The 19,754-nt window shown below is 40.1% G+C and carries 21 protein-coding genes; 5 read left to right on the top strand and 16 right to left on the bottom strand.

Going from position 1 to position 19,754, the window contains the following annotated elements; all coding sequences use genetic code 11:
• Positions 1-632: 632 nt before the first annotated feature.
• From BIZ38_RS20755 to BIZ38_RS20730, 6 genes are all read right to left on the bottom strand, one after another.
• Positions 633-1,034 (bottom strand): DUF4259 domain-containing protein, encoded by a 402-nt coding sequence (locus BIZ38_RS20755; protein ID WP_187491190.1) that lies wholly within the window; start codon positions 1,032-1,034, stop codon positions 633-635.
• Between the two features lie 569 nt (positions 1,035-1,603).
• Positions 1,604-1,852, bottom strand: coding sequence for a hypothetical protein (locus tag BIZ38_RS20750; protein WP_187491189.1), 249 nt, complete (start codon positions 1,850-1,852; stop codon positions 1,604-1,606).
• Between the two features lie 319 nt (positions 1,853-2,171).
• Complete coding sequence (locus BIZ38_RS20745) at positions 2,172-2,636, bottom strand: hypothetical protein (protein WP_187491188.1); 465 nt, start codon at positions 2,634-2,636, stop codon at positions 2,172-2,174.
• A 117-nt stretch (positions 2,637-2,753) separates the two neighbouring features.
• Positions 2,754-2,921, bottom strand: a complete 168-nt coding sequence (locus BIZ38_RS20740; protein ID WP_165385119.1) for a hypothetical protein — start codon at positions 2,919-2,921, stop codon at positions 2,754-2,756.
• Positions 2,922-2,985: 64 nt separating this feature from the next.
• Entirely contained in the window at positions 2,986-3,444 is a 459-nt protein-coding gene (locus BIZ38_RS20735; RefSeq protein ID WP_055021640.1) for a hypothetical protein, read from the bottom strand.
• A 276-nt stretch (positions 3,445-3,720) separates the two neighbouring features.
• The gene (locus BIZ38_RS20730) at positions 3,721-4,920 is read right to left on the bottom strand and encodes a DUF642 domain-containing protein (RefSeq protein ID WP_187491187.1); all 1,200 of its coding nucleotides are present in this window, start codon (positions 4,918-4,920) and stop codon (positions 3,721-3,723) included.
• 229 nt (positions 4,921-5,149) lie between these two features.
• Here BIZ38_RS20730 and rlmF point away from each other — a divergent pair, with 229 nt between their 5' ends.
• Both rlmF and ltaE read left to right on the top strand, forming a co-directional pair.
• On the top strand, positions 5,150-6,055 hold the full coding sequence (rlmF, locus tag BIZ38_RS20725) for a 23S rRNA (adenine(1618)-N(6))-methyltransferase RlmF (RefSeq protein ID WP_187491186.1): 906 nt from the start codon (positions 5,150-5,152) through the stop codon (positions 6,053-6,055).
• 10 nt (positions 6,056-6,065) lie between these two features.
• Positions 6,066-7,073 carry a low-specificity L-threonine aldolase gene (gene ltaE, locus BIZ38_RS20720; protein WP_187491185.1) on the top strand — a complete coding sequence of 336 codons (1,008 nt, stop codon included), beginning with the start codon at positions 6,066-6,068 and terminating at the stop codon, positions 7,071-7,073.
• On the opposite strand, the gene BIZ38_RS20715 is transcribed toward ltaE, so the two are convergent.
• The 10 genes from BIZ38_RS20715 to BIZ38_RS20670 form a co-directional block, all read right to left on the bottom strand.
• Positions 7,056-7,640 carry a thymidine kinase gene (locus BIZ38_RS20715; protein WP_054552107.1) on the bottom strand — a complete coding sequence of 195 codons (585 nt, stop codon included), beginning with the start codon at positions 7,638-7,640 and terminating at the stop codon, positions 7,056-7,058. The genes ltaE and BIZ38_RS20715 overlap by 18 nt on opposite strands.
• 65 nt (positions 7,641-7,705) lie before the next feature.
• Positions 7,706-8,443: a hypothetical protein gene (locus tag BIZ38_RS20710; RefSeq protein WP_054552106.1), complete on the bottom strand. Its 738-nt coding sequence runs from the start codon at positions 8,441-8,443 to the stop codon at positions 7,706-7,708.
• 159 nt (positions 8,444-8,602) lie between these two features.
• Positions 8,603-9,070, bottom strand: a complete 468-nt coding sequence (locus tag BIZ38_RS20705; RefSeq protein WP_187491192.1) for a methylated-DNA--[protein]-cysteine S-methyltransferase — start codon at positions 9,068-9,070, stop codon at positions 8,603-8,605.
• Between the two features lie 2 nt (positions 9,071-9,072).
• Positions 9,073-10,422, bottom strand: coding sequence for a DNA-3-methyladenine glycosylase 2 family protein (locus BIZ38_RS20700; protein WP_187491184.1), 1,350 nt, complete (start codon positions 10,420-10,422; stop codon positions 9,073-9,075).
• 87 nt (positions 10,423-10,509) lie between these two features.
• Positions 10,510-11,121 (bottom strand): superoxide dismutase, encoded by a 612-nt coding sequence (locus BIZ38_RS20695; RefSeq protein ID WP_138599956.1) that lies wholly within the window; start codon positions 11,119-11,121, stop codon positions 10,510-10,512.
• 15 nt (positions 11,122-11,136) lie between these two features.
• A complete protein-coding gene (locus BIZ38_RS20690; RefSeq protein WP_138599957.1) occupies positions 11,137-11,643 on the bottom strand; it encodes a hypothetical protein in 507 nt (168 codons plus the stop codon).
• A 122-nt stretch (positions 11,644-11,765) separates the two neighbouring features.
• The gene (locus tag BIZ38_RS20685; protein WP_187491183.1) at positions 11,766-12,251 is read right to left on the bottom strand and encodes a GNAT family N-acetyltransferase; all 486 of its coding nucleotides are present in this window, start codon (positions 12,249-12,251) and stop codon (positions 11,766-11,768) included.
• A 124-nt stretch (positions 12,252-12,375) separates the two neighbouring features.
• Positions 12,376-15,486 (bottom strand): efflux RND transporter permease subunit, encoded by a 3,111-nt coding sequence (locus BIZ38_RS20680; protein ID WP_187491182.1) that lies wholly within the window; start codon positions 15,484-15,486, stop codon positions 12,376-12,378.
• Positions 15,487-15,495: 9 nt separating this feature from the next.
• Positions 15,496-16,623, bottom strand: a complete 1,128-nt coding sequence (locus tag BIZ38_RS20675) for an efflux RND transporter periplasmic adaptor subunit (RefSeq protein ID WP_082389208.1) — start codon at positions 16,621-16,623, stop codon at positions 15,496-15,498.
• Between the two features lie 57 nt (positions 16,624-16,680).
• Complete coding sequence (locus BIZ38_RS20670) at positions 16,681-17,058, bottom strand: hypothetical protein (protein ID WP_054552100.1); 378 nt, start codon at positions 17,056-17,058, stop codon at positions 16,681-16,683.
• A gap of 170 nt (positions 17,059-17,228) precedes the next feature.
• On the opposite strand from BIZ38_RS20670, the gene BIZ38_RS20665 reads away from it, so the two are divergent.
• The 3 genes from BIZ38_RS20665 to BIZ38_RS20655 all read left to right on the top strand — a co-directional run bounded on the left by BIZ38_RS20665 (position 17,229) and on the right by BIZ38_RS20655 (position 19,591).
• A complete protein-coding gene (locus BIZ38_RS20665) occupies positions 17,229-18,092 on the top strand; it encodes a cation diffusion facilitator family transporter (protein ID WP_138617428.1) in 864 nt (287 codons plus the stop codon).
• Between the two features lie 64 nt (positions 18,093-18,156).
• Positions 18,157-19,227, top strand: a complete 1,071-nt coding sequence (locus BIZ38_RS20660) for a PepSY-associated TM helix domain-containing protein (RefSeq protein ID WP_187491191.1) — start codon at positions 18,157-18,159, stop codon at positions 19,225-19,227.
• A 28-nt stretch (positions 19,228-19,255) separates the two neighbouring features.
• The gene (locus BIZ38_RS20655; protein WP_138599961.1) at positions 19,256-19,591 is read left to right on the top strand and encodes a DUF3703 domain-containing protein; all 336 of its coding nucleotides are present in this window, start codon (positions 19,256-19,258) and stop codon (positions 19,589-19,591) included.
• Positions 19,592-19,754 lie beyond the last annotated feature (163 nt).

The following is a 19,754-nucleotide window of genomic DNA, read 5'->3' as shown; positions in this document are numbered from 1 at the left end:
GCTGAAGAAATTATGGCTTAAAAAGTTAGGCAAGGATCAGTGCGTTTAACTTGACTGTGGGAGTCATACCAACGCCTTACTAATGGGCGCATAAATGCTCAGCTAAAATTAGCGACGAAGGAGCGCCAGCTAAGCTTTAGACGTCCCACACATAATTGCCATGTTAGAAACCGCATTCTTCAAACCTGTTTATGAACTGCTCTAAGTCATTTTCGTACATATTAACAGAGTAATTTTCATCTACAATTAGTGCGTTAAACAACTCAATATTTCTACTTAATTCAATAACAAGCGAAGTTTGCTTTTGGACAGTAATTGAATGCCTAAAAATTTTATGTTTTTGATGAATATTCCCTGTTTTTAAGCAACTTTTTAAATTGAGTTAAACGCTCTTTCGAAAAACATATACTTTCACCTAAACACGGGCCAGTATGAAGCATTAGTTCATATTCACCATTTTTCCTTTCATTTAAATAGAAATGTGTGTCTTCTTCTCGAACTCTAAACTTCATAGGCTTCTATTCCCTTACTCACCTGCACATATTGCAAAGAGCGACTTTGTGTAAAAAAGAGCGCCACCGACAGACACAAACAAAACGAGCGTAGCAGTATTTGTCAGGTGCAGCAATTTATTAGCCATTTAAGTTTGACAATATACTTTCTATATTCCCCTTCCATGTAGGGTAATCTTCTTCATTTTCTAGCCACAACTCATTTAGTTCTGACTCTTCTGATAAAACTCTCCGCAGGCTTTCAGAAATATCTGACTTTAAATCTTCAATTCCTTCTTTTCCTTGCTTCGATAGCCATTCGTCATAGCCATCGGTATTATGATTATATTTTGTACCGTTTAATATGTAGTCCATTATAGAAGCAGCAACAATAACTTCGTGGCATTCATCGTATTCCAGATACTCCGCATCTTTATGGTTTTGTGCTTTTTTGATAAAACTGAGAGCGTCTGTTTCCATAGCTTCATAAAGTAAGTCACAAGAAGTATCATCATCAAACACTCCCATTCCCCATGCACCCATATCATTTCTCCTTTGTTGATTTGATTTCGGCCAAAGCCTTTATAACCGGCAGCCTGCCGCGAAGCTGCGTTTAGTCTGTCTAGCGACGCAGTGGCGGTGGCTGTTAAACTTGTTAGGTGACTGGCTACGCATTTTTTATTACACCAAATTCATACTCATATGCCGCCCCACCCTCATTAAACACCCAACCTTCTTCGATAGCTCCTTTAATAATATTACGAATGATATTTGGGGTTATTTGAGTTTGATGACTAGATAGCCAATTATCTGGCCGATCAATATTCAGAGTAACATATAAAACCTAGGGCATTTCACAGTCCAATTCTTGAATACCTATGGTCATTGGGCTTTGAAATGCCCCCTGAGTGTAAGTTGGCTTTGAACGAATTAACCAACCGTATGTATGCCCTTCATACTCAATTTTTCTAATTCCTTTTTTAGGTAGTGCCATTCAACTTTTTAACCTAACGCCGTAATAAACGGCACAAAATAGCAGGCTAAAATTGGCGACGAAGGAGCACAAGCCTGCTGTTTTGCGTCCTTTGGTTTAGATACTTATTAGGTACAACTTACCCATCAAGGTTATTTAGATCTTTACTATCATATTTATGCAACTGGTTGAGTTTAACTTTTTTTAATAAACGCAACAGGCCTAAAATAGAAAACAATAAAGCTAAACCAAAAAATATGAATGTGATAACACCAACAGATTGAAAGTCACTACATACTGCGCCATAACATCCATCTCTTGGAACACTCACGACAGATAAAATACCAAACGAAATAGCTAGAATTATATATACGATTGATAATTTCATCTCTAACCTCTCGTTGTACCTAACGTTCAGCACAACGGCAATAGCGCGTGGCTGTATATTTGTTAAAGCAAAAAATAACTTTTTAATAGTGCGCGCGTCACGAATCTTTCTGTCAATGTCACGCTCATGTATTTAATAAATCTATTAGTAACAAATAACTTAAGGCATCGGCAACTCGTATTTTTAATTAGTCCTAAAGGTATTCAGAAAAAGAAAATGCGCTCGTCGCTAATTTTCTTGAATATGGGAGCGAAATAACTATGCTGTGTATTTTTACAGCAACCGATATTGGTACCTCGCAAAACGTCTCATCTGTATTTTAATTAATCTTGTCATGTAGTGACTTACACAATTCATGATGCCTGAGGCGGTTACCAAACAACGAAGTGAGTCTATCTGTACCACCTGTTTTTTCATAAAACTCTTGTACTGTGATTTCTTTTTGTTCGTAGCTCATTAGCTGCCAAAAACCGTAAAAGCCTCTAAACCAAAAATAATAGAACACAGCTCCTACGCCTAATAAAAGATATACCGCTTTACCTGCTTTTTGTTTGTATTTTATGGCGCAATAAAAAAACCAGATACAACTTAGTACAGCGACAATGGAAAACCCTAAAAAAGGTGTCACTACAGAGTTGGCATTATCCCAAAGTGAGCTTAGACAGGTTGAGTGCCAATTTAACTGCATAGAAAAAATTAACGTAATTTTAAAAAGGAAGTACAATAAAACGGTTGTAAATACAGCATATAAGATACCACTTTCCTTGCTTTGTTCTTTTTTCAATTCTTTCCCTTTATGTTATTAAAAGCCCTGCATGATTATTTTACTGTTGAGTGGTTAGGTTGCTGTTTAAACCAAGTATGATAATTTCAGGTGAAGTATATGTTTTACTAATCTCTATTAGTCTTTACACTCAAAACCTTTAGAGTCGACTTTAGCGATGTTGTCTTTATTGCCACACTCTTTAATTGCCATCTCTGTGTGATTGTGCTCATTGTATTGTTTAGCAATTGCGCCAAGGCTTAGCACAATTACTACAGCTATCACTATTTTTTTAATTTTAGACATAAACACTCCTTTGAAAATAAACTATTTAAATACAAACAGTTGCGCTTGCTATTTTTGATAAAACTTAATCAATAAGCGCCATCGAATTTAAATTGAAGTTATAAATAGAGAATGACTCACCTTCTTCTTTTAACGTGACGGTTATTTGTGCGTCTCCATTCGTGTATGAAGCTGGAATTAAATAAGTAACATAAGTACCAGAACCACCTCCGGTAACAGCTTTAGAGCTAACATTTATAAATTCAAATTCACCTAGTTCTTTTAATTCGCCCAACTTTGAGAATGCACGCATGATTTTAGAAATATCTTCATCTGTGGCATTTTCAATTGATGATGGGGTCATATAGTTTTTGAGAGTTTGAGGATCCCATTGAGAGATATCTGTAATTGCTGAATTTAGGTAAGGAATAGCAGTTTCTTTGTAAGCAGAGGATTTATTCGCAGTCCAAATTGCTAAAAGTACAAATAAGCTAATTAAAACTAAAAATGTTATACCAATTCCTTTAAGTATCTTTTTAACCATGATTTTTATTATTTTTCCTTGATTGAATCACTTACGAATTTATCAGCTTTAGGTGTTTTATGGTAGTACCCAATGTGACCCAATTTGAGTAGAAATTTTTAAACACTAATTTTAGTAGCTTGTATCATGGCCAATATACCCGATCTTTCGCTCTTAACCTCAAGTAGCCCATACTTTAAGCAAAGCAACCTATCAGTTATCAAATAATTTTGCTTACCATGTTTAATAGACTAAATAAAAATAGCCAGAACCACTGGCTATTTTTATAAACACCGCCTATTCGCAGTAGTTATCTACGAAAGTTAAATCATTAATGTGCTCTGGTGCATCCATAACGTAACTAGAGTCAGCCGTTTGAGGATTAACACTGTAAATCTTCGCATTTTCGCCTGCTTTTCTTCCTGAAACATACAATGTTCCATCATCAGCAATCGCTAATCCTGAAGCCCAATTAATGCCGTGTTCACCAATTAAGGTTAACTCCATCGAACCATCATCAATGGTATAAAGTGATTGACCTGTTAATACGTAAAGTACATTATTATCAGCAGAATATGCTACATCACCATGTGAGAAAGAATCTCCCGAATAGCGCATCTTGCCTCGTACTGTTTTTTCTCCAGTTTGCAAGTTGTAGTCATACATATAAGTTTTACTTGTCGCACGTAAAGATTGTCCGTCTGCCGTGACTGCTGAACGATAAATTGGCCAAGATGTAGCATCAGCCTCAGCAACTTGAGCGCCCGTTTCTAAATCTAACGACCAAAGTTTTGACGCTTTCGTGCCCGAATCAAGTTGTTCCATGAAATAAAGTTTGCCATCATAACTTGCAATGTTTGAGGCCGTATTTTGCGCTCCTGCGACAACACTGTAAGTATTTGTCTCTAGGTCAAATTTATAAACATAACCCGTTTCAGAAGAACCAAAATTGTTAATACCAAATATACCAGAATGACAAGCCTGCTTTTGAGTGACAACAACGTTATCAATAAAACCGCCTAGACTATCACTCGCACCTGCGCCGCTAAAACGAATTTCTGAAGAGTTTGAATCTGCTTCTACAGATAATGTAAATGATTGCCAGCCTCTTTGCGTCGCATTTACGTTTAGTACTGTTGTTCCATTCCACTTCACATCAACTTTATTTGTATCATTGTTACCGTTAATACGAGGCGAGTAGTAAAATGAAACTTCATAAGTTTTTCCAGCCTCAGTTGCGACTGTTTGAAAGATGCTGTAATTAGAAGTAGAGTCTAGCTCGACATATTGATTACCTTGCTGAGCAGTAATAAGACCTAGACGCGATGTTTGAATTTCAAATCTTGCACCTTCACTTTGCCATCCGTTAACTTCATCTAACAATGTCCATGTTGAATTTACGACATCCAGTTCAAATGAGCCGTTTGCAATTAAATTGTCTGCAATTGCAATTTGCGAAGCAAAAAGCGAAGACATTGCTAAAATAGATAACTTCATATAATAATTCCCCAGATTAGTTGTATTCACTGCATTGTGAAAAAACAAACCACCTCAATCATTAAACTACTTATGAGTAGAAAAAGTTAATTGATAAAAAACTAACTTCTCTCTGCAATTGAGCGCTTTGAAATGGACTGTACATAAGAGAAGGCACAAATGATGCCAAAATTTAAAATTTATTTGATACAATCAGCCTTTGATATGGCTAACAGATAGGTTTTCCTTAATGCATCCGCGAAATCGCCACTTAAATGGCTACGACTTTACTTTGCTATGCAAAGATACTCCTGCCCTAACACCTTATATAACGCAAACGCCAGCGGGCACTGATAGCATTGATTTCACCAATCCGTTAGCGGTTAAAACCCTCAACCAAGCGTTATTAAAAAGCCATTATAAAATCGATTTTTGGGATTTACCCGACAACTACCTTTGCCCGCCAGTTCCTGGCAGAGTGGATTACATTCATCACTTGGCCGATTTATTAGCAAGCGATAACCAAGGTCATATTCCTACGGGTAAGCAAGTAAAAGTGCTTGATGTAGGCACGGGTGCAAATGTGATTTACCCGCTTACGGGTAACCACGAATATGGCTGGCACTTCACAGGCTCAGATATTGATGTATTGTCTGTTAAAATTGCTAAGCAAATTGTGCAATTTAACCGCCTCAAAATAAATGTTAAGCAGCAAAGTAACGCCAATAAAATGTTTACGGGCGTAATATCGAATAAAGATGTCTTTCACCTAACTTTATGCAACCCACCGTTTCATGCCAGCGAGCAACAGGCAAATGCAGGTACTGAACGTAAATGGAAAAACTTAAACAAAGCGCCACAAAAAGCGCTTAATTTTGGTGGCCGTCAAAACGAGCTTTGGTGTGAAGGCGGTGAACGCGAATTTATCAGTAAAATGTGTATTGAGAGCCAAGAGTTTGCAGAGCAATGTATTTGGTTTACATCACTTGTTTCAAAGTCTGACACTTTACCGCATATAAAAAAGTTACTCAGCACACTTGATGTGAAAGAAGTAAAGGTTATAAAAATGGCACAAGGCCAAAAAATAAGTCGCTTTATTGCTTGGAGCTATTTTGACCAAGCCGACCGCGAAGCCATTCTTAACGAACTAGTATAAGGATAATAAAATGATCGACTTTCGTTCAGACACAGTTACAAAACCAACAGCAGCCATGCGCGCGGTCATGAATGACGCCCCAGTAGGCGACGACGTTTATGGTGACGACCCAAGCGTTAATCAGCTTGAACAATTTGCTGTTGAGCGTCATGGCTTCGAAAGCGCCCTTTATTGTAGCTCAGGCACGCAAGCAAACTTACTAGCATTGATGGCACATTGTGAACGTGGCGACGAATACATTTGTGGTCAACAAGCGCATAACTACAAATTTGAGGGTGGCGGTGCCGCTGTATTAGGTTCTATTCAGCCGCAACCAATTGAAAATAATGCCGATGGCAGCATAGATTTAAACAAAGTTGTGGCTGCAATTAAAGCTGATGACTTTCACTTTGCTAAAACCAAACTACTTAGCTTAGAAAACACCATTGGTGGCAAAGTTCTCCCGCTAAGTTATCTTAAACAAGCCAGAGAGTGTGTTGATAAACATAACCTTGCTCTGCACTTAGACGGTGCCCGCGTGTATAACGCGGCGGTTAAGTTAGGTGTTGATATTACTGAGATCACCCAGTATTTTGATTCTGTATCTATTTGCTTATCAAAAGGACTCGGTGCGCCGGTTGGCTCCCTATTACTAGGTAGCAAAGTACTGATCGATAAAGCGCGCCGCTGGCGTAAAGTACTTGGTGGTGGTATGCGCCAAGCGGGTATGCTTGCAGCCGCGGGTCAGTATGCACTTGAGCATCACGTAACAAGACTTGCTGAAGATCACGATAACGCGGCGTATTTAGCAGAGCAATTAAACACGTTAGCTGGTTTTGATACATCACCTTTTCAAATCGATACCAACATTGTTTACGCAAACGTTGCCGAACATATCGACTTAAAAGCAGTGGCACATGCGCTAAAAGAACAAAATATGTTATTTTCGCCAGGAAAACCACTGCGATTAGTGACCCATTTAGGCGTCACTAAGCAAGATATTGATAGCTTTATCTCAGCATTAGCGGCCGAGATTTAACGCTTCTTTATAATGTTTGCGGCACACTGATACATACCGGTCGTTGCCGCCAATTTCTACCTGATTACCGTCTGCAATCGCATTGCCATGCTCATCGGTACGCAGTACATGATTAGCTTTACGACCACAATGACACACTGTTTTCAACTCAATTAGTTTGTCAGCCCATGCAAGTAAGTATTGTGAGCCACTAAATAACTCACCTCTAAAATCGTTACGTAAGCCATAACACAGCACTGGAATACCAAGCTCATCAACCACATCCGTTAATTGCATTACTTGGTCTTTTGATAAAAACTGACACTCATCAACTAAAATACAATGGCGCTTTTGCTCTGCATTTAAAGATTTGATCAATTCAAATACATCTTTCTCTGCATCAAAAATATGCGCATCAGCCTGTAAGCCAATACGTGAAGACACCTTGCCAACACCTGCTCTATCATCAATAGCCGCTGTTAAAATAACCGGTTCCATACCACGTTCGCGGTAGTTAAATGCAGATTGTAAAAGTGTGGTAGATTTGCCTGCATTCATTGCAGAATAATAAAAGTACAGCTGTGCCATGATGTTGCCCAAATTTTAAAGTCGCAATATGCTACCCTAATCGAACGACAACATCATCCTTTACCTTATTCTTTTGTCCCATAATGAGTGTTTTGTTCTGAGCTCATATTTTGCAACATTCTTGCATAAACCCCTGCCAATTTTTTACTAGCGAGCTGCTCCCAAACTAGGTTTGCATCTAGTTTATGCTTATAGAAAAACTCATTTGAAAAAGCCAAATATGCTATTGAGGTATTGATCGGTGGGAACAGTGGAGCAAGTTTAAATTGGTAGTACTGACTAAGATCGACTTTATTCTTAGAAATCTCACAAATCACAAGTGCTGCATCAGCATTTCCCTGAGCAACTCGTTCAATCGCAGTTTGTAGCGTAAATGTGTGCTCAATAAAAAACGCATCTTCACTTGCAGCATCACCAACAAAATGGCCATTAGCAACAGCTAACGAGAATGCTTTTGATTGAAATACCTCACGTGAATTCCACTTTGAATGAAAACGTCGTTTACCGATTAAACATTGGCTCAAAGATGCGAATGAATATTTATCGAGAGGTTTGCCCTGTTTATTAACAGGGAAAACAGCATAGTCACTTTTAAGCGCGTTAAAACCAGAAATAAATGCATCAACAGTGCCGTGCTTTATTGATGATATACATTCTTGCCAAGGCATTTGTTGGTATTGAAATTGAACTTCATCTATTGCGAGATCTAATTCCTTTAGAGTATTAATTTGTGCTTGGCTATTAATAATGGGGATTTCGTTTTTAGCATCGATAAACATCGGCGCTTTATTATGATCCGCCACACAAATTTTAATTAGTAAGGGAGACGCCTCTTTCGCATAACAAGTAAAAGTAAAAAACAACCCTGTACACAAAAATACTCTAGTAAAAAACAACATCACTGTCATAATAAGTTACTAATTTAGTTAAGCTTTAAATAGTGTAGAAGGCAATTTAACTTTTTACAAAATTCCTTCGTGTTTCAGTAACCACTCTTTTCTTTCAAGGCCACCCGCATAGCCTGTGAGTTTACCGTTTGCGCCAATAATCCGATGGCACGGTACAATAATGCTAATCGGGTTTTTACCATTTGCAGCGCCCACTGCACGCACCGCTTTTGGGTTATTAATGGCAAGTGCTATCTCTTGGTAACTTTTAGTTTGTCCAAATTCAACATCCATCAGCGCACGCCACACTTGCCTTTGAAAGTGGGTACCTTGGGTATCTAGTGGAACTGTAAAACGTGTACGCTCACCGTTAAAGTATTCATTAAGCTCACTTATACAAATTAAAATGGGTGTAAGGGTGTGCTCATCAACAACCTCTGTTTGCATTGCAACCACCGGGTAAAAGCCAACGTAACTGACACCTTTTGCTGTACTTTGAATGGTAATATCGCCAATCGGGCTTGGCATTATAACTTGTTGCATACTCATAATTGTTGCCATAGTTGAAAAGTTAAATAAGAGCGAAATGGCGCGCAGTGCTCGCTATTAAATTCGCTTATTCCAGCGAGGGCTTTTTTAACCCCTAAGTCGCCCGCCAATAGAATATCGGGGTGGCTTTGACCGCGTAGTTTGGCGTAATTAACTGTCCACGGGCCAATACCTTTGAGCTCAAGCCAATTATCAAGCTCTTGATTATCTGGGTTTTGCTGACAATAAGCACTTAAACGCCTTAGCGCATCTTTGCGTGATTGTGGCATTTTAAAAAAATCGAGTTCAGAATTGGCAACCCAATCAGGGCTTGGAAAATAGTAGTTAGTACTTTGCTGATTAAATTCATTCACAAGCTGAGTTACGAGATTGTGAGCCGCAGTAACACTCACTTGCTGACCAAGAACCGCACGTATGCCCGCTTCATAGTCTGACCAAATTCCCGGCAAACGAAGCCCAACACAAAGTGGCATCGCGCCTTTCAGCTCTTCATCTAAATGCTGCTCAATGGTTTGCGTGTCTGCGTCTAAATCAAGCACACGACGAATATTATGGATCACTTGCTGTAAATAACGGGTGTTATCTATATCAATCGCCACTTTAAAATGGTTTTTATGCTCAACAAAATGCGCAGTGAATTGCCCTTGGCAATATTTTTCTTTAAAAGTACGACCATAGCTCGTTACGCTCAGCCATTCTAGGCCACTAATTAAACGGCGCTGCAAAAAATCATGCAGTGCTTGCCAGTTATAAGGCGGCCTAAATGCCAATGTTAGAGTTAAGGTTGAGGCTGGTTTTTTATCAGACTTGCGTAACTTTGAAGGAGCGATATTTAGCTGCTTCAAGAAAGCATCATTAAAACGACGAATACTATTAAAGCCAGAAGCAAATGCGATATCTGCCACCGACAAATCTGTTTCTTGTAATAGCTGCTTGGCAAAATTGCATTGGTTAAATAATCGATATTGGGTGATCGACAGTCCAAAATGTTGGTTAAACAAACGGCGTAAATAACGGCTCGACACCCCTAGCCTGTCTGCTAAAACCTCACAATCGTAGGCCTCACCTTTATCAATCAGTTGTTTTGCGCGTAATGCGGTGGTTTTAGTACCTAGCCAAGCTGGGCTATTCGGTGCACTATCTGGGCGACAGCGAATGCAGGGTCGAAAACCATCCTGCGCAGCCAAGTGCGCGTATTGGTAATATTCAACGTTCTTTTCTTGTGCTGTTGGTGCGGGGCAAATGGGTCTGCAATAAATGCCAGTACTTTTTACCGCCACAAAAAACACCCCATCAAAGCGTGGGTCGCGGCTTTGCCTTGCTGTTTGCCATTGTTGGCTAGTCATAATTATTCTCGTTACACGCTAATACCGTTAGCTTAACTGAATATTATTTTTTGACTAGCCAGTTTCGGACCTTAACTAATTAAACAGCTATTTAATTGCAGCTAAATATCGGCGCTCAACTTCCGGCCAATTGATCACTTCGTAAAATGCCGCAATATATTCAGGGCGACGATTTTGATACTTCAAGTAATATGCATGCTCCCACACATCTAGCCCTAAAATAGGTATGTGATTTTGCATAAGTGGACTATCTTGATTGAGGCTACTTTCAACAATCAATTGGTTATTTTCATCAACACATAACCACGCCCAGCCACTGCCAAAGCGACTTACCGCTGCATTCGTAAATTGCTCTTTAAATGCGTCAAAGCTGCCAAATGTATCAACAATTGCTGTATTTAATTCACCACTTGGCTGACCACCGCCGTTTGGTGTCATTATTTGCCAAAATAATGAATGATTATGGTGACCACCCACATGCTCTTGTACTGCTTTTTGTAAAGACTCAGGCATTGATGAAATAGTGCGTAGTAATGTTTCAGCATCTTGCTCAGAGTAATGACTGCCCTCGAGTGCAGCATTCGCTTTATTGATATAGGTTTGATGATGCAAGGTGTGATGTATTTCCATGGTTTTCGCATCAATGTGCGGTTCAAGTGCATCATAGTCATAAGCTAAATCGGGTAATGTAAAAGGCATACTGATTCCTTATCGTTAATGTAATAACTGCGTTTTATGGGGATGGTCAGCTAATAGCTGGTTGATTCGGTTAATGAGTGTCGGAAATGCCGATGCCATGCTCGCAAATTTAACCAGCTCATAATAGGTTTTGTGATGATGGTGCAGCACCAAGATGCGAACCTGCTGCTCTGGGTGATTTAACAGCGCGCTTAATCGTTGATGAGCATGGCAAAGCCAGGTGCAGGCTTTATCTGGTTTTTGCATGACTTTAAATGTGTCGGCAAGATTCAAAGTGGCAACAACAAATGCTGCAATACAATGCTCTAACGAGCGAGTTACCGAATGGTTGATTGGAAAATTAGAAAACTGTGCGAGTAGTGTTTCAGCGCAGCTGCTGGCAACCGTGTAATGATCACGCGCAGTAATAAGCTCGCCAGATTCAAATGCTAAGTTGCCTTGATAAATTGCACTTTGCCAAGGGGCAAGCGCGTCATCAATGGCGTTCGAGGTTAACGGTGTGTGGCGTGTTGTTTGAGTCATAAAAATCACCTGCACTTATACCAATCATTCTATGTGTATTTAAACTACACATAGAAAAGATCAAATGCAAATGATTTTTATTTATATTGTTATTTGTTAATTTTAAGCTATAACAACATTACTTATTGATGCGCAAAGTCGATAAGCTCTTGGCCTGTTAGGCGGTAAATAATCCATTCGTTTTGCGGTTTAGCACCAATGCTGTCGTAAAAATCAATGGCTGGTTTATTCCAATCAAGTACCACCCACTCAAAACGACCACAGTCTTTTTCGAGTGCTTGCTTAGCTAGATATTGCATAATTTGCTTACCAGCACCTTTACCACGGCTATCTGCACTGACGTAAAGATCTTCTAAATACAAACCATTTTTACCAAGCCATGTAGAGTAATTATAAAAATACACGGCAAAACCAATTGGTGTGTCGCCCTCTAAACAAATAACACTGTGAGCTGTAGCACCTTCACTGAATAACGTTTTTAAAATAGCATGCTCGTCTGTTTTAACTGCGTCGGGTTCTTTTTCGTAAATAGCAAGTTCGGTAATAAAATGTAGGATTGTTGCAGCATCACTTGCGACTGCCGGACGAATTGTAATTGCGTTACTCACTCTGTATTCCTTTTTACATCATTATTGTAACGCCCAGTTTATAAGGGCTTTAGCATGGTGTAAACGCCCTTTACAGAAATACACGGCATTAAAAAGGGGCTACTAAAAGTTAGCCCCATATGCTTTATTTACTCATCGACTTATAAAGTACCGGAAGTACAAATAAAGTTAAAAAGGTAGCACTGACCAAACCGCCAACAATAACCGTGGCAAGGGGCTTTTGTATTTCGGCGCCTATTCCTGTGCTAAGGAGCATTGGAATTAGCCCAAGCATTGAAGTAAGCGCGGTCATAAGTACGGGTCTAAGCCGTGAAACTGCGCCTTCAAATACTGCTTTATCTTTGCTATCTCCTGCACTAACCCTTTGATTAATGCTTTCGACCATCACCACACCATTCAATACAGCAACACCAAATAGTGTAATAAACCCTACTGAGCTGGGTACAGATAAGTATTGCCCAGAAATATACAATGCAATCACTCCCCCAATCACAGCTAAAGGAACATTGACAAGAATAAGTACCACTTGCGATAGGTTACTAAAGGCAAAATACAGCAATAACGCAATGAGTAATAAGGCTACAGGCACTACTATCATCAGCCGTTGCTGTGCCCTTTGCTGGTTTTCAAACTGCCCACCAATGGCTACACTGTAACCACTTGGTAGCTGCATTTTATCGGCTATGGCAGCGCGTATATCGGCAACTACAGAGCCCATATCTCGCCCCTGCACATTCGCTTGAATAACCACCCGCCTTTGAACATCATCGCGACGAACTTGTGGAGCGCCAGATTCAATCAGTACATCGGCTACATCCCCCACCCTAACAATGGCACCCGTGGGGGTTTGCAGTCGAAGATCAGCAATCACATTCGGGTTTTGCCGAAAGCTTTTTGCTATACGCACATAAATATCATAGCGCTCATTGGCATTGATGATTTGCCCTGCAGATTGCCCGCCAATACCGTGCTGAACTACATCCATCAAATCAGCCACCGATAAGCCAAAGCGCGATAATGCTAAACGGTTAGGTTTAACTATCAGCTGTGCTTCACCGCCTATTTGCTCCATAGCAACATCTTTAGCACCAGGTATTTGCTGAACTAACTGCTCAATTTGTTGGCCTTTTTCAGTTAAAACGCCCAGGTCACTACCAAATAATTTTATTGCCAATTGCGCTTTAACACCGGATAAAAGCTCATCTACTCGGGTTGCAATAGGCTGCGAAAAGTTAAACAAAAGCCCAGGAAATTGTTCAAGCTTGGCTTCCATTAGTTGCTGTAATTCGACCCGCGTTTTCGCGTTTACCCATTGCTCATGAGGTTTTAAGCCTAAATAGATTTCAATGTTGTTAACCGGTTCAGGATCACCCCCTACTTCAGCCCGACCGATCCGGCTCAGCGCATATTCCACCTCACTAAATTCAAGCAACATAGCTTCAAGCTTTGGTGCAACTGAGATTGCCGTTTCGAGACTTGCAGATGGAGCAAGTGTCACACGTAGATTAATAGTACCTTCTTCAAGCTCTGGCACAAATTCAGTACCCAACCTTGGTAGCATAACGGCCGCTACAATCAGTAATAACCCTGCTATCGCTAAAACGCTGCGTTTAGCCTGCAATGCTTTTTGTAAAGCCCGTTGATAAAGCATATCGATAGGTTTTAACAGAATACTTTGCTTTACTGTCACGCCCTTAGCAAATAAGTACACACACAGAGCTGGCACCACAACCAAGGCAACGATCACAGCACTAATAATCGCAAGCATAATACTTACAGCCATTGGCTGAAATAACTTCGCCTCAACGCCTTCAAAGCTAAACAGCGGTAAAAATACCGTTAGTATGATCAAAGAGGCAAAAAAGATAGGCCGTGCGACTTCTTTTGCAGCAATAGCCACCAGCTGCGAAGAAGGCTTATGTTGATTATGTTTAAGCCCTAAGTGCCTAAATACATTCTCAACCATCACAACAGAGCCATCTACCAGCATACCGATTGCAACAGCAATCCCACCTAACGACATTAAGTTTGCCGACAAGCCAAGCCATGCCATTACACTCAGTGCTAAGCCAATCGAGATAGGGATCGACAACAACACCAAAAATGTTGCCCTTAAATCTAACAAAAATAGCGCTAATACAATGATAATAAACACAAAAGCTAAAAGCAGTGCGTCAATAACCGTTTGTACCGCTTGGCTAATAAGTTCTGCCTGGTCGTAAATGGCTTTAAATTCAACCCCTTTTGGCAGTGCTTGATTAATCATCTCGACACGCGCGTTAATGCCATCAATCGTTTGCTTGGTATTAGCGCCCATTCGCTTGAGCACGATACCAGTCACCACTTCACCACGATTGACTATTTCGCCTTGTTCATTGCGTTTAGATAAGGTGACAGCGCCTTGGCGAATTTCACTACCAAGCTCAACATTCGCAACATCAGCCACTTGAACAACCGTCCCATCAATGGTTTTGATAGGTGTTTGTGCAATCTCAGCAAGCCCTTTTTCGCCTGGGGTAAACCAACCTGTACCACGAATAACAAGCTGCTCTTGACCACGGTTCATATACCAGCCACCCACATTACTGTTGTTAGCATCTAGTGCGTTACTAACATCTTGCTGTGTTAAGTCATAAGCAAGGAGCTTATTGGGGTTTATGTTCACTTGATACTGCTTTACCTCACCGCCAAATGACAGAATATCGGTCACACCATCAATAGGTAATATAAGTAATTTAACCACCCAATCATTTAAACTACGCAATGCCATGCTATCTATGTTGGCATCTGGCTTTGCTTCAAGTAAATACTGATAGACTTGTCCAAGTCCTGATGTATTAGGGCCCATGGTTGGCATACCCACACCAGCTGGGATCAACTCTTTAGCAGACTGCAAACGTTCAAAAACCAGTTGCCTAGCAAAGTAAATATCGACACCTTCTTTAAACACCACAGTGACGCCCGATAACCCTGTTTTAGAAATAGAGCGTACCTGCTCTACATCGGGCAGCGCATACATAACCGCTTCTATCGGGTATGTGATCAGCTGCTCAACTTCTTCAGCCGCAAGCCCTGGCGCTTCGGTATTCACTGCAACTTGCACATTCGTCACATCAGGAAAGGCGTCTAAATTAAGTTTTGGGATCATAAATGCACTCACTGCAATCGCTGCAAGCAAGGCCAATACAACCAGTAAACGGTTCTTTATCACCGCCTCTATTAATAAATTAAACATATATCACCTCTAGTGGTTATGCGGATCAAATCCGCCTTTAGCTAGCTGTGATGCAATAAAAAAAGCACCTTGGGTGACAACTTCAAGCCCGGCTTTGATACCTAACACTTCGCGATAATCACCAAAACGTCTGCCAAGGGTTACTTCATGGGCAGCAAAGCCACCATCGTCATCAACGACAAATAACTGCCAGTCACCATCTGCACTCCGTGTTAATGCGTTTTCAGGTACGGCAAGTACCTCTTGGTCTGTTTCAAAATGAAAATACACATCCGCAAACATGCCTGGGTGCAAACTATGCTGGGTGTTTTTTACCTCGAGCCTAACAGTTCGTGAACGTGTTTGTTCATCAATGGTATGTGCTTCTTGAATAACCCTTGCTTGATAGCGATTGCCGTTAACTTCTAACAGCGCCGTAGAGCCATTACTGATAGTACGGTCTTGATTAGCTGAAAGCTGAGCAGCAACCCAAAGCGCAGATTCATCGGCTATTAGCATTAGCTCAATCCCCGAATCTACTCGCTGACCTTGGGCAAAGTTATCGGTTAAAACAGCCCCAGATGTTTGTGCAAACAAGGTGTATTCACCGAGTTTTTCTGGGCTTATGGTGAGTGTTTGTACAATAGCTTGTTTTGATAAACCAAAGGCAACTAATCGGCTATAAGCCACTTCATACTCGGCTTTGGCAGTTAAGATTTGTTTTTCGCTGACTGTGCCTGCGGTCATTTTAGTAACGCGTTGCCACTCGGCTTCTGCTAATCTAAATTCTGTTTGCTGGCTAGCCACTTCGCCACTAAATAAAGTGACTAAAGAGTCTCCTTTATTTACATGCTGCCCTAATAAGGCATGGCGTTTTACAACGATAGAATCAACACGTGGTGACACCACATAACTGGCGTAGCCATTGGCTTTAATTTCGCCCGGTGCATACAAGGTTTGCTTGTGTTTTTTCAGTACAAGGCGCTCAACCTTAATATTAGCGAGTTGCTGTTGCTGCTCAGTTAAAATGACTTCATTAGCATGCTCAGCTTGCTCATTTTCTTGGTGGTTATGCGCTTGTTCTGTCGCATAAATATTTGTCACAGTCATATAGCATACGCACAGCAATGCATAACGCATAAAATTTCTTAAATACATAGAGTGTCTCTTACTTAAAATGGGCTAAGCCCAAAAAATCTAAAAAAGGGTTTTTGATTAAGTAAGAGCTAAAATAGGTGGGCGATGTAGCGGTGCTAAGTCAGCCGATTTGAAGTTGAAATCAAGTGATTCAATTTTAGCGAAATAAACATCAGTAGGTTCAGACAATTGCAGCGAATCAACAAACGCAGGGCTGTGACAAACATGACAATGGCCTTTCTCGGCTGAGTCAGACAACTGTTTGCTAAGCTCGGCATGCTCTGATTGATGTAACTGGTGATCGCCATTGGCTGCGCAATGGGCTTCAAGGTCAATTTCTTCTGATAACAGTACCGAGGTGTGATTAAACGCAGCATTATGATCGGCCACATCAAAGCTATCCAGCAGTGGCTGGAGCAATAATACGCTAATCAAAATAATAAATGCAGCTTTCACATTGAGCCTAAAAATTAGAACTAAAAATTGGTACAACGGCGCTAAATTAACAAATCCACCGGCATTTGAACAGTAAATTATAATCTGTACACGAACAATGCATTACAAACATTTCAATACCACGGCACGCATGGTATAAAAATAAAGCAAATCAATAACTCGGTATTTTTATGGGACACGGACACCACCACCATCATCACGATACAAATAACCAAAGCACCCGCCAACTCATGCTGGCAGTTGCAATCAATGTGTTATTAACTGTCGCTCAGGTGATTGGCGGCCTTGTTTCTGGCAGTTTATCGTTAATTGCTGATGCACTGCATAATTTAAGTGATGCCTCGTCGTTATTCATTGCCCTAATTGCCCGAAAAATTGGTGCCAAACCTGCCAATGATCGTTATCAATACGGTTATAAACGCGCTGAAATTTTAGCAACCTTATTTAATAGTTTAAGTTTAATTGTGATTGGTGGTTACTTAATTGTTGAAGCTATCTCCAACTATTTAAATCCTGAGCCCATTGATGGCTGGATCATCATCTGGGTTGCGGGTTTTGCGCTAGTTGTTGATCTTGTCACCGCTCTTTTAACTTACAAAGCAGGTGCTAAAGACAGCATGAATATTCGTGCTGCGTTTATACATAATGTGTCTGATGCATTAGCTTCAGTGGTGGTGATCATAGCAGGTACCTTAATTATTCTTTATCAATGGTATATTGTTGATTTAATTGCCACTATGCTGATTTCTTTGTATGTCATTTACCATGGTGTTTTGCTGTTAATAGCGAGCAGTAAAATATTGATGCAGGCAGCCCCTGATAATTTTGCTTTAACAGCAGCTATTACTGAGCTCAAAACCCAATTTGCAATTACTGATATTGATTATCTCAAAACGTGGCAAATAGACGATCATCACGTTCATTGCGAGCTAAAGTTTAGTGCCAAGCACAACATCAATAACGATGAAATACGTCACTTTTTGCATGATAACTTTGCAATTGAAAGCTGCACCATTGAACAAGTTTTAGTGTAAATGTTACGCGTTATCATTTACTATTCAGTTTTGTTTTAACAGCAAACTGAAGGAACAAACCTTGTTGAAGTTGTGGTTACGTCGTACGCATTTATTGCTTGCCTTAGTAAGCGGTTTATTTTTGATTTGTTTAAGTTTGACCGGTGCGTTGCTTATTTACGCAAAAGACATTCAATACCTTACTCAAAGCGATAAATGGACTGTAACACCAGCGGCTTCAGCACTTGATTTTGATAGCCTCATAAAACATGTTTCAGCTTCAACTAAACAACCGGTTACCCTGTTAATGCCTGAGCAGCGCAGTGATCTTGCCTGGCAATTACAGTTAGCTAATAACCGCTATGTCAGTGTTAACCCATACAATGGTCAAGTTCTACATGAGTACGATTACTACAGCACGATTTATGGTTTTACCATGGCTTTGCACCGCTGGTTGCTTTATGAAGATGCCGATAAGAACCGCCCGCTAAGAAATTGGGTTTCGGTATGTGCTCTAATACTCATTTTTGAGATTCTGCTCGGTTTTTATATTTGGGTTAAGCCAAAAAATCGTATTAAACGTTTGGCTATTAAGCGTAAAGCAAAATTCAGAGTGTTAATGTATCAGCTACATACCGTTCTGGGTGTGTATTTTTTAATTCCACTCATTTTAATTGCTTACACAGGTATGGCGTTTAACTGGAAGCCACAAACCAAAGCCGTATTAGAATTTGTGATGCAAGGTACAGTTGAAGATAGACCAAAACCACCAGCCGTTATTCCCCCTTTAGCGGACACGCCTTTACAAGTGCAAAAAGCGTTTGAAAACGCACAAACTGTATTTCCTGAGGGTAAGTTATTTAGAATTTATTTACCGAAAAAACCAACTGATAACATAGGTTTTAGAATAGAGAACCCGGGTGAAAGCCATGCCTATAGTTGGGTATGGGCGAACCCATATTCAGCAGATATTATTGCAAGCTATGATGCCAGCCAAAGCTCATGGACCACGCAAACATGGAACTTTAAATATAAGTTTCATATTGGTGATTTTGCAGGCTCTATCGTGCAATTACTGTGGTTACTATTTGCTTTATCACCGTTGTTTTTCACGATTTCAGGTGTTTACTTTTGGTACAAACGGCATTACAAATAAACAACCATTACTAAACATACCATTCGCCATGAATAATGAGCTCAAAAATGCCTTTAACACCGAAATGATATTGGCTAAAACGAGTTATGAGAAAGCAGATTACACAACCGCTTTTTATCACTTAGAGCGGGCTCATATTCTCGGTCAAAGCTATATTATTCCGCACACTTACTCACATTGGTGGATGTGTAAAATTGGTTTTAAAACCCATAATACCAAGGAAATAATTGGTCAGTTTGTTCGTATGGCTGCTTCAATTGTATTTTCGCGTATTTGGGTACCACTCGGTAATACCGGCGGCACTAATGTTAGCCCTTTCAAACCAATGCCTATACCTGACGACTTAAAACGCTTTTTAAACTAGTGCCAGCTAATACCAACCCGCAATAATACTTAATCATTTTGAGGGATTAAACCTGTCGCTAACGGCGTTAAAAATTTCTCATTTAGAACAACTAAATAACGAAATTTTTGCCTTGTTATCAACGAGGTTTTATTGCCTCAAAATAGACTACTTAATTAAGCGG

It is taken from the genome of Pseudoalteromonas sp. BZK2 (genome assembly GCF_014349195.1).
GTDB lineage: Bacteria > Pseudomonadota > Gammaproteobacteria > Enterobacterales > Alteromonadaceae > Pseudoalteromonas > Pseudoalteromonas simplex.
Note: the sequence above shows the minus strand (reverse complement) of the source record. Positions and strands in the feature narration are given on the sequence as shown.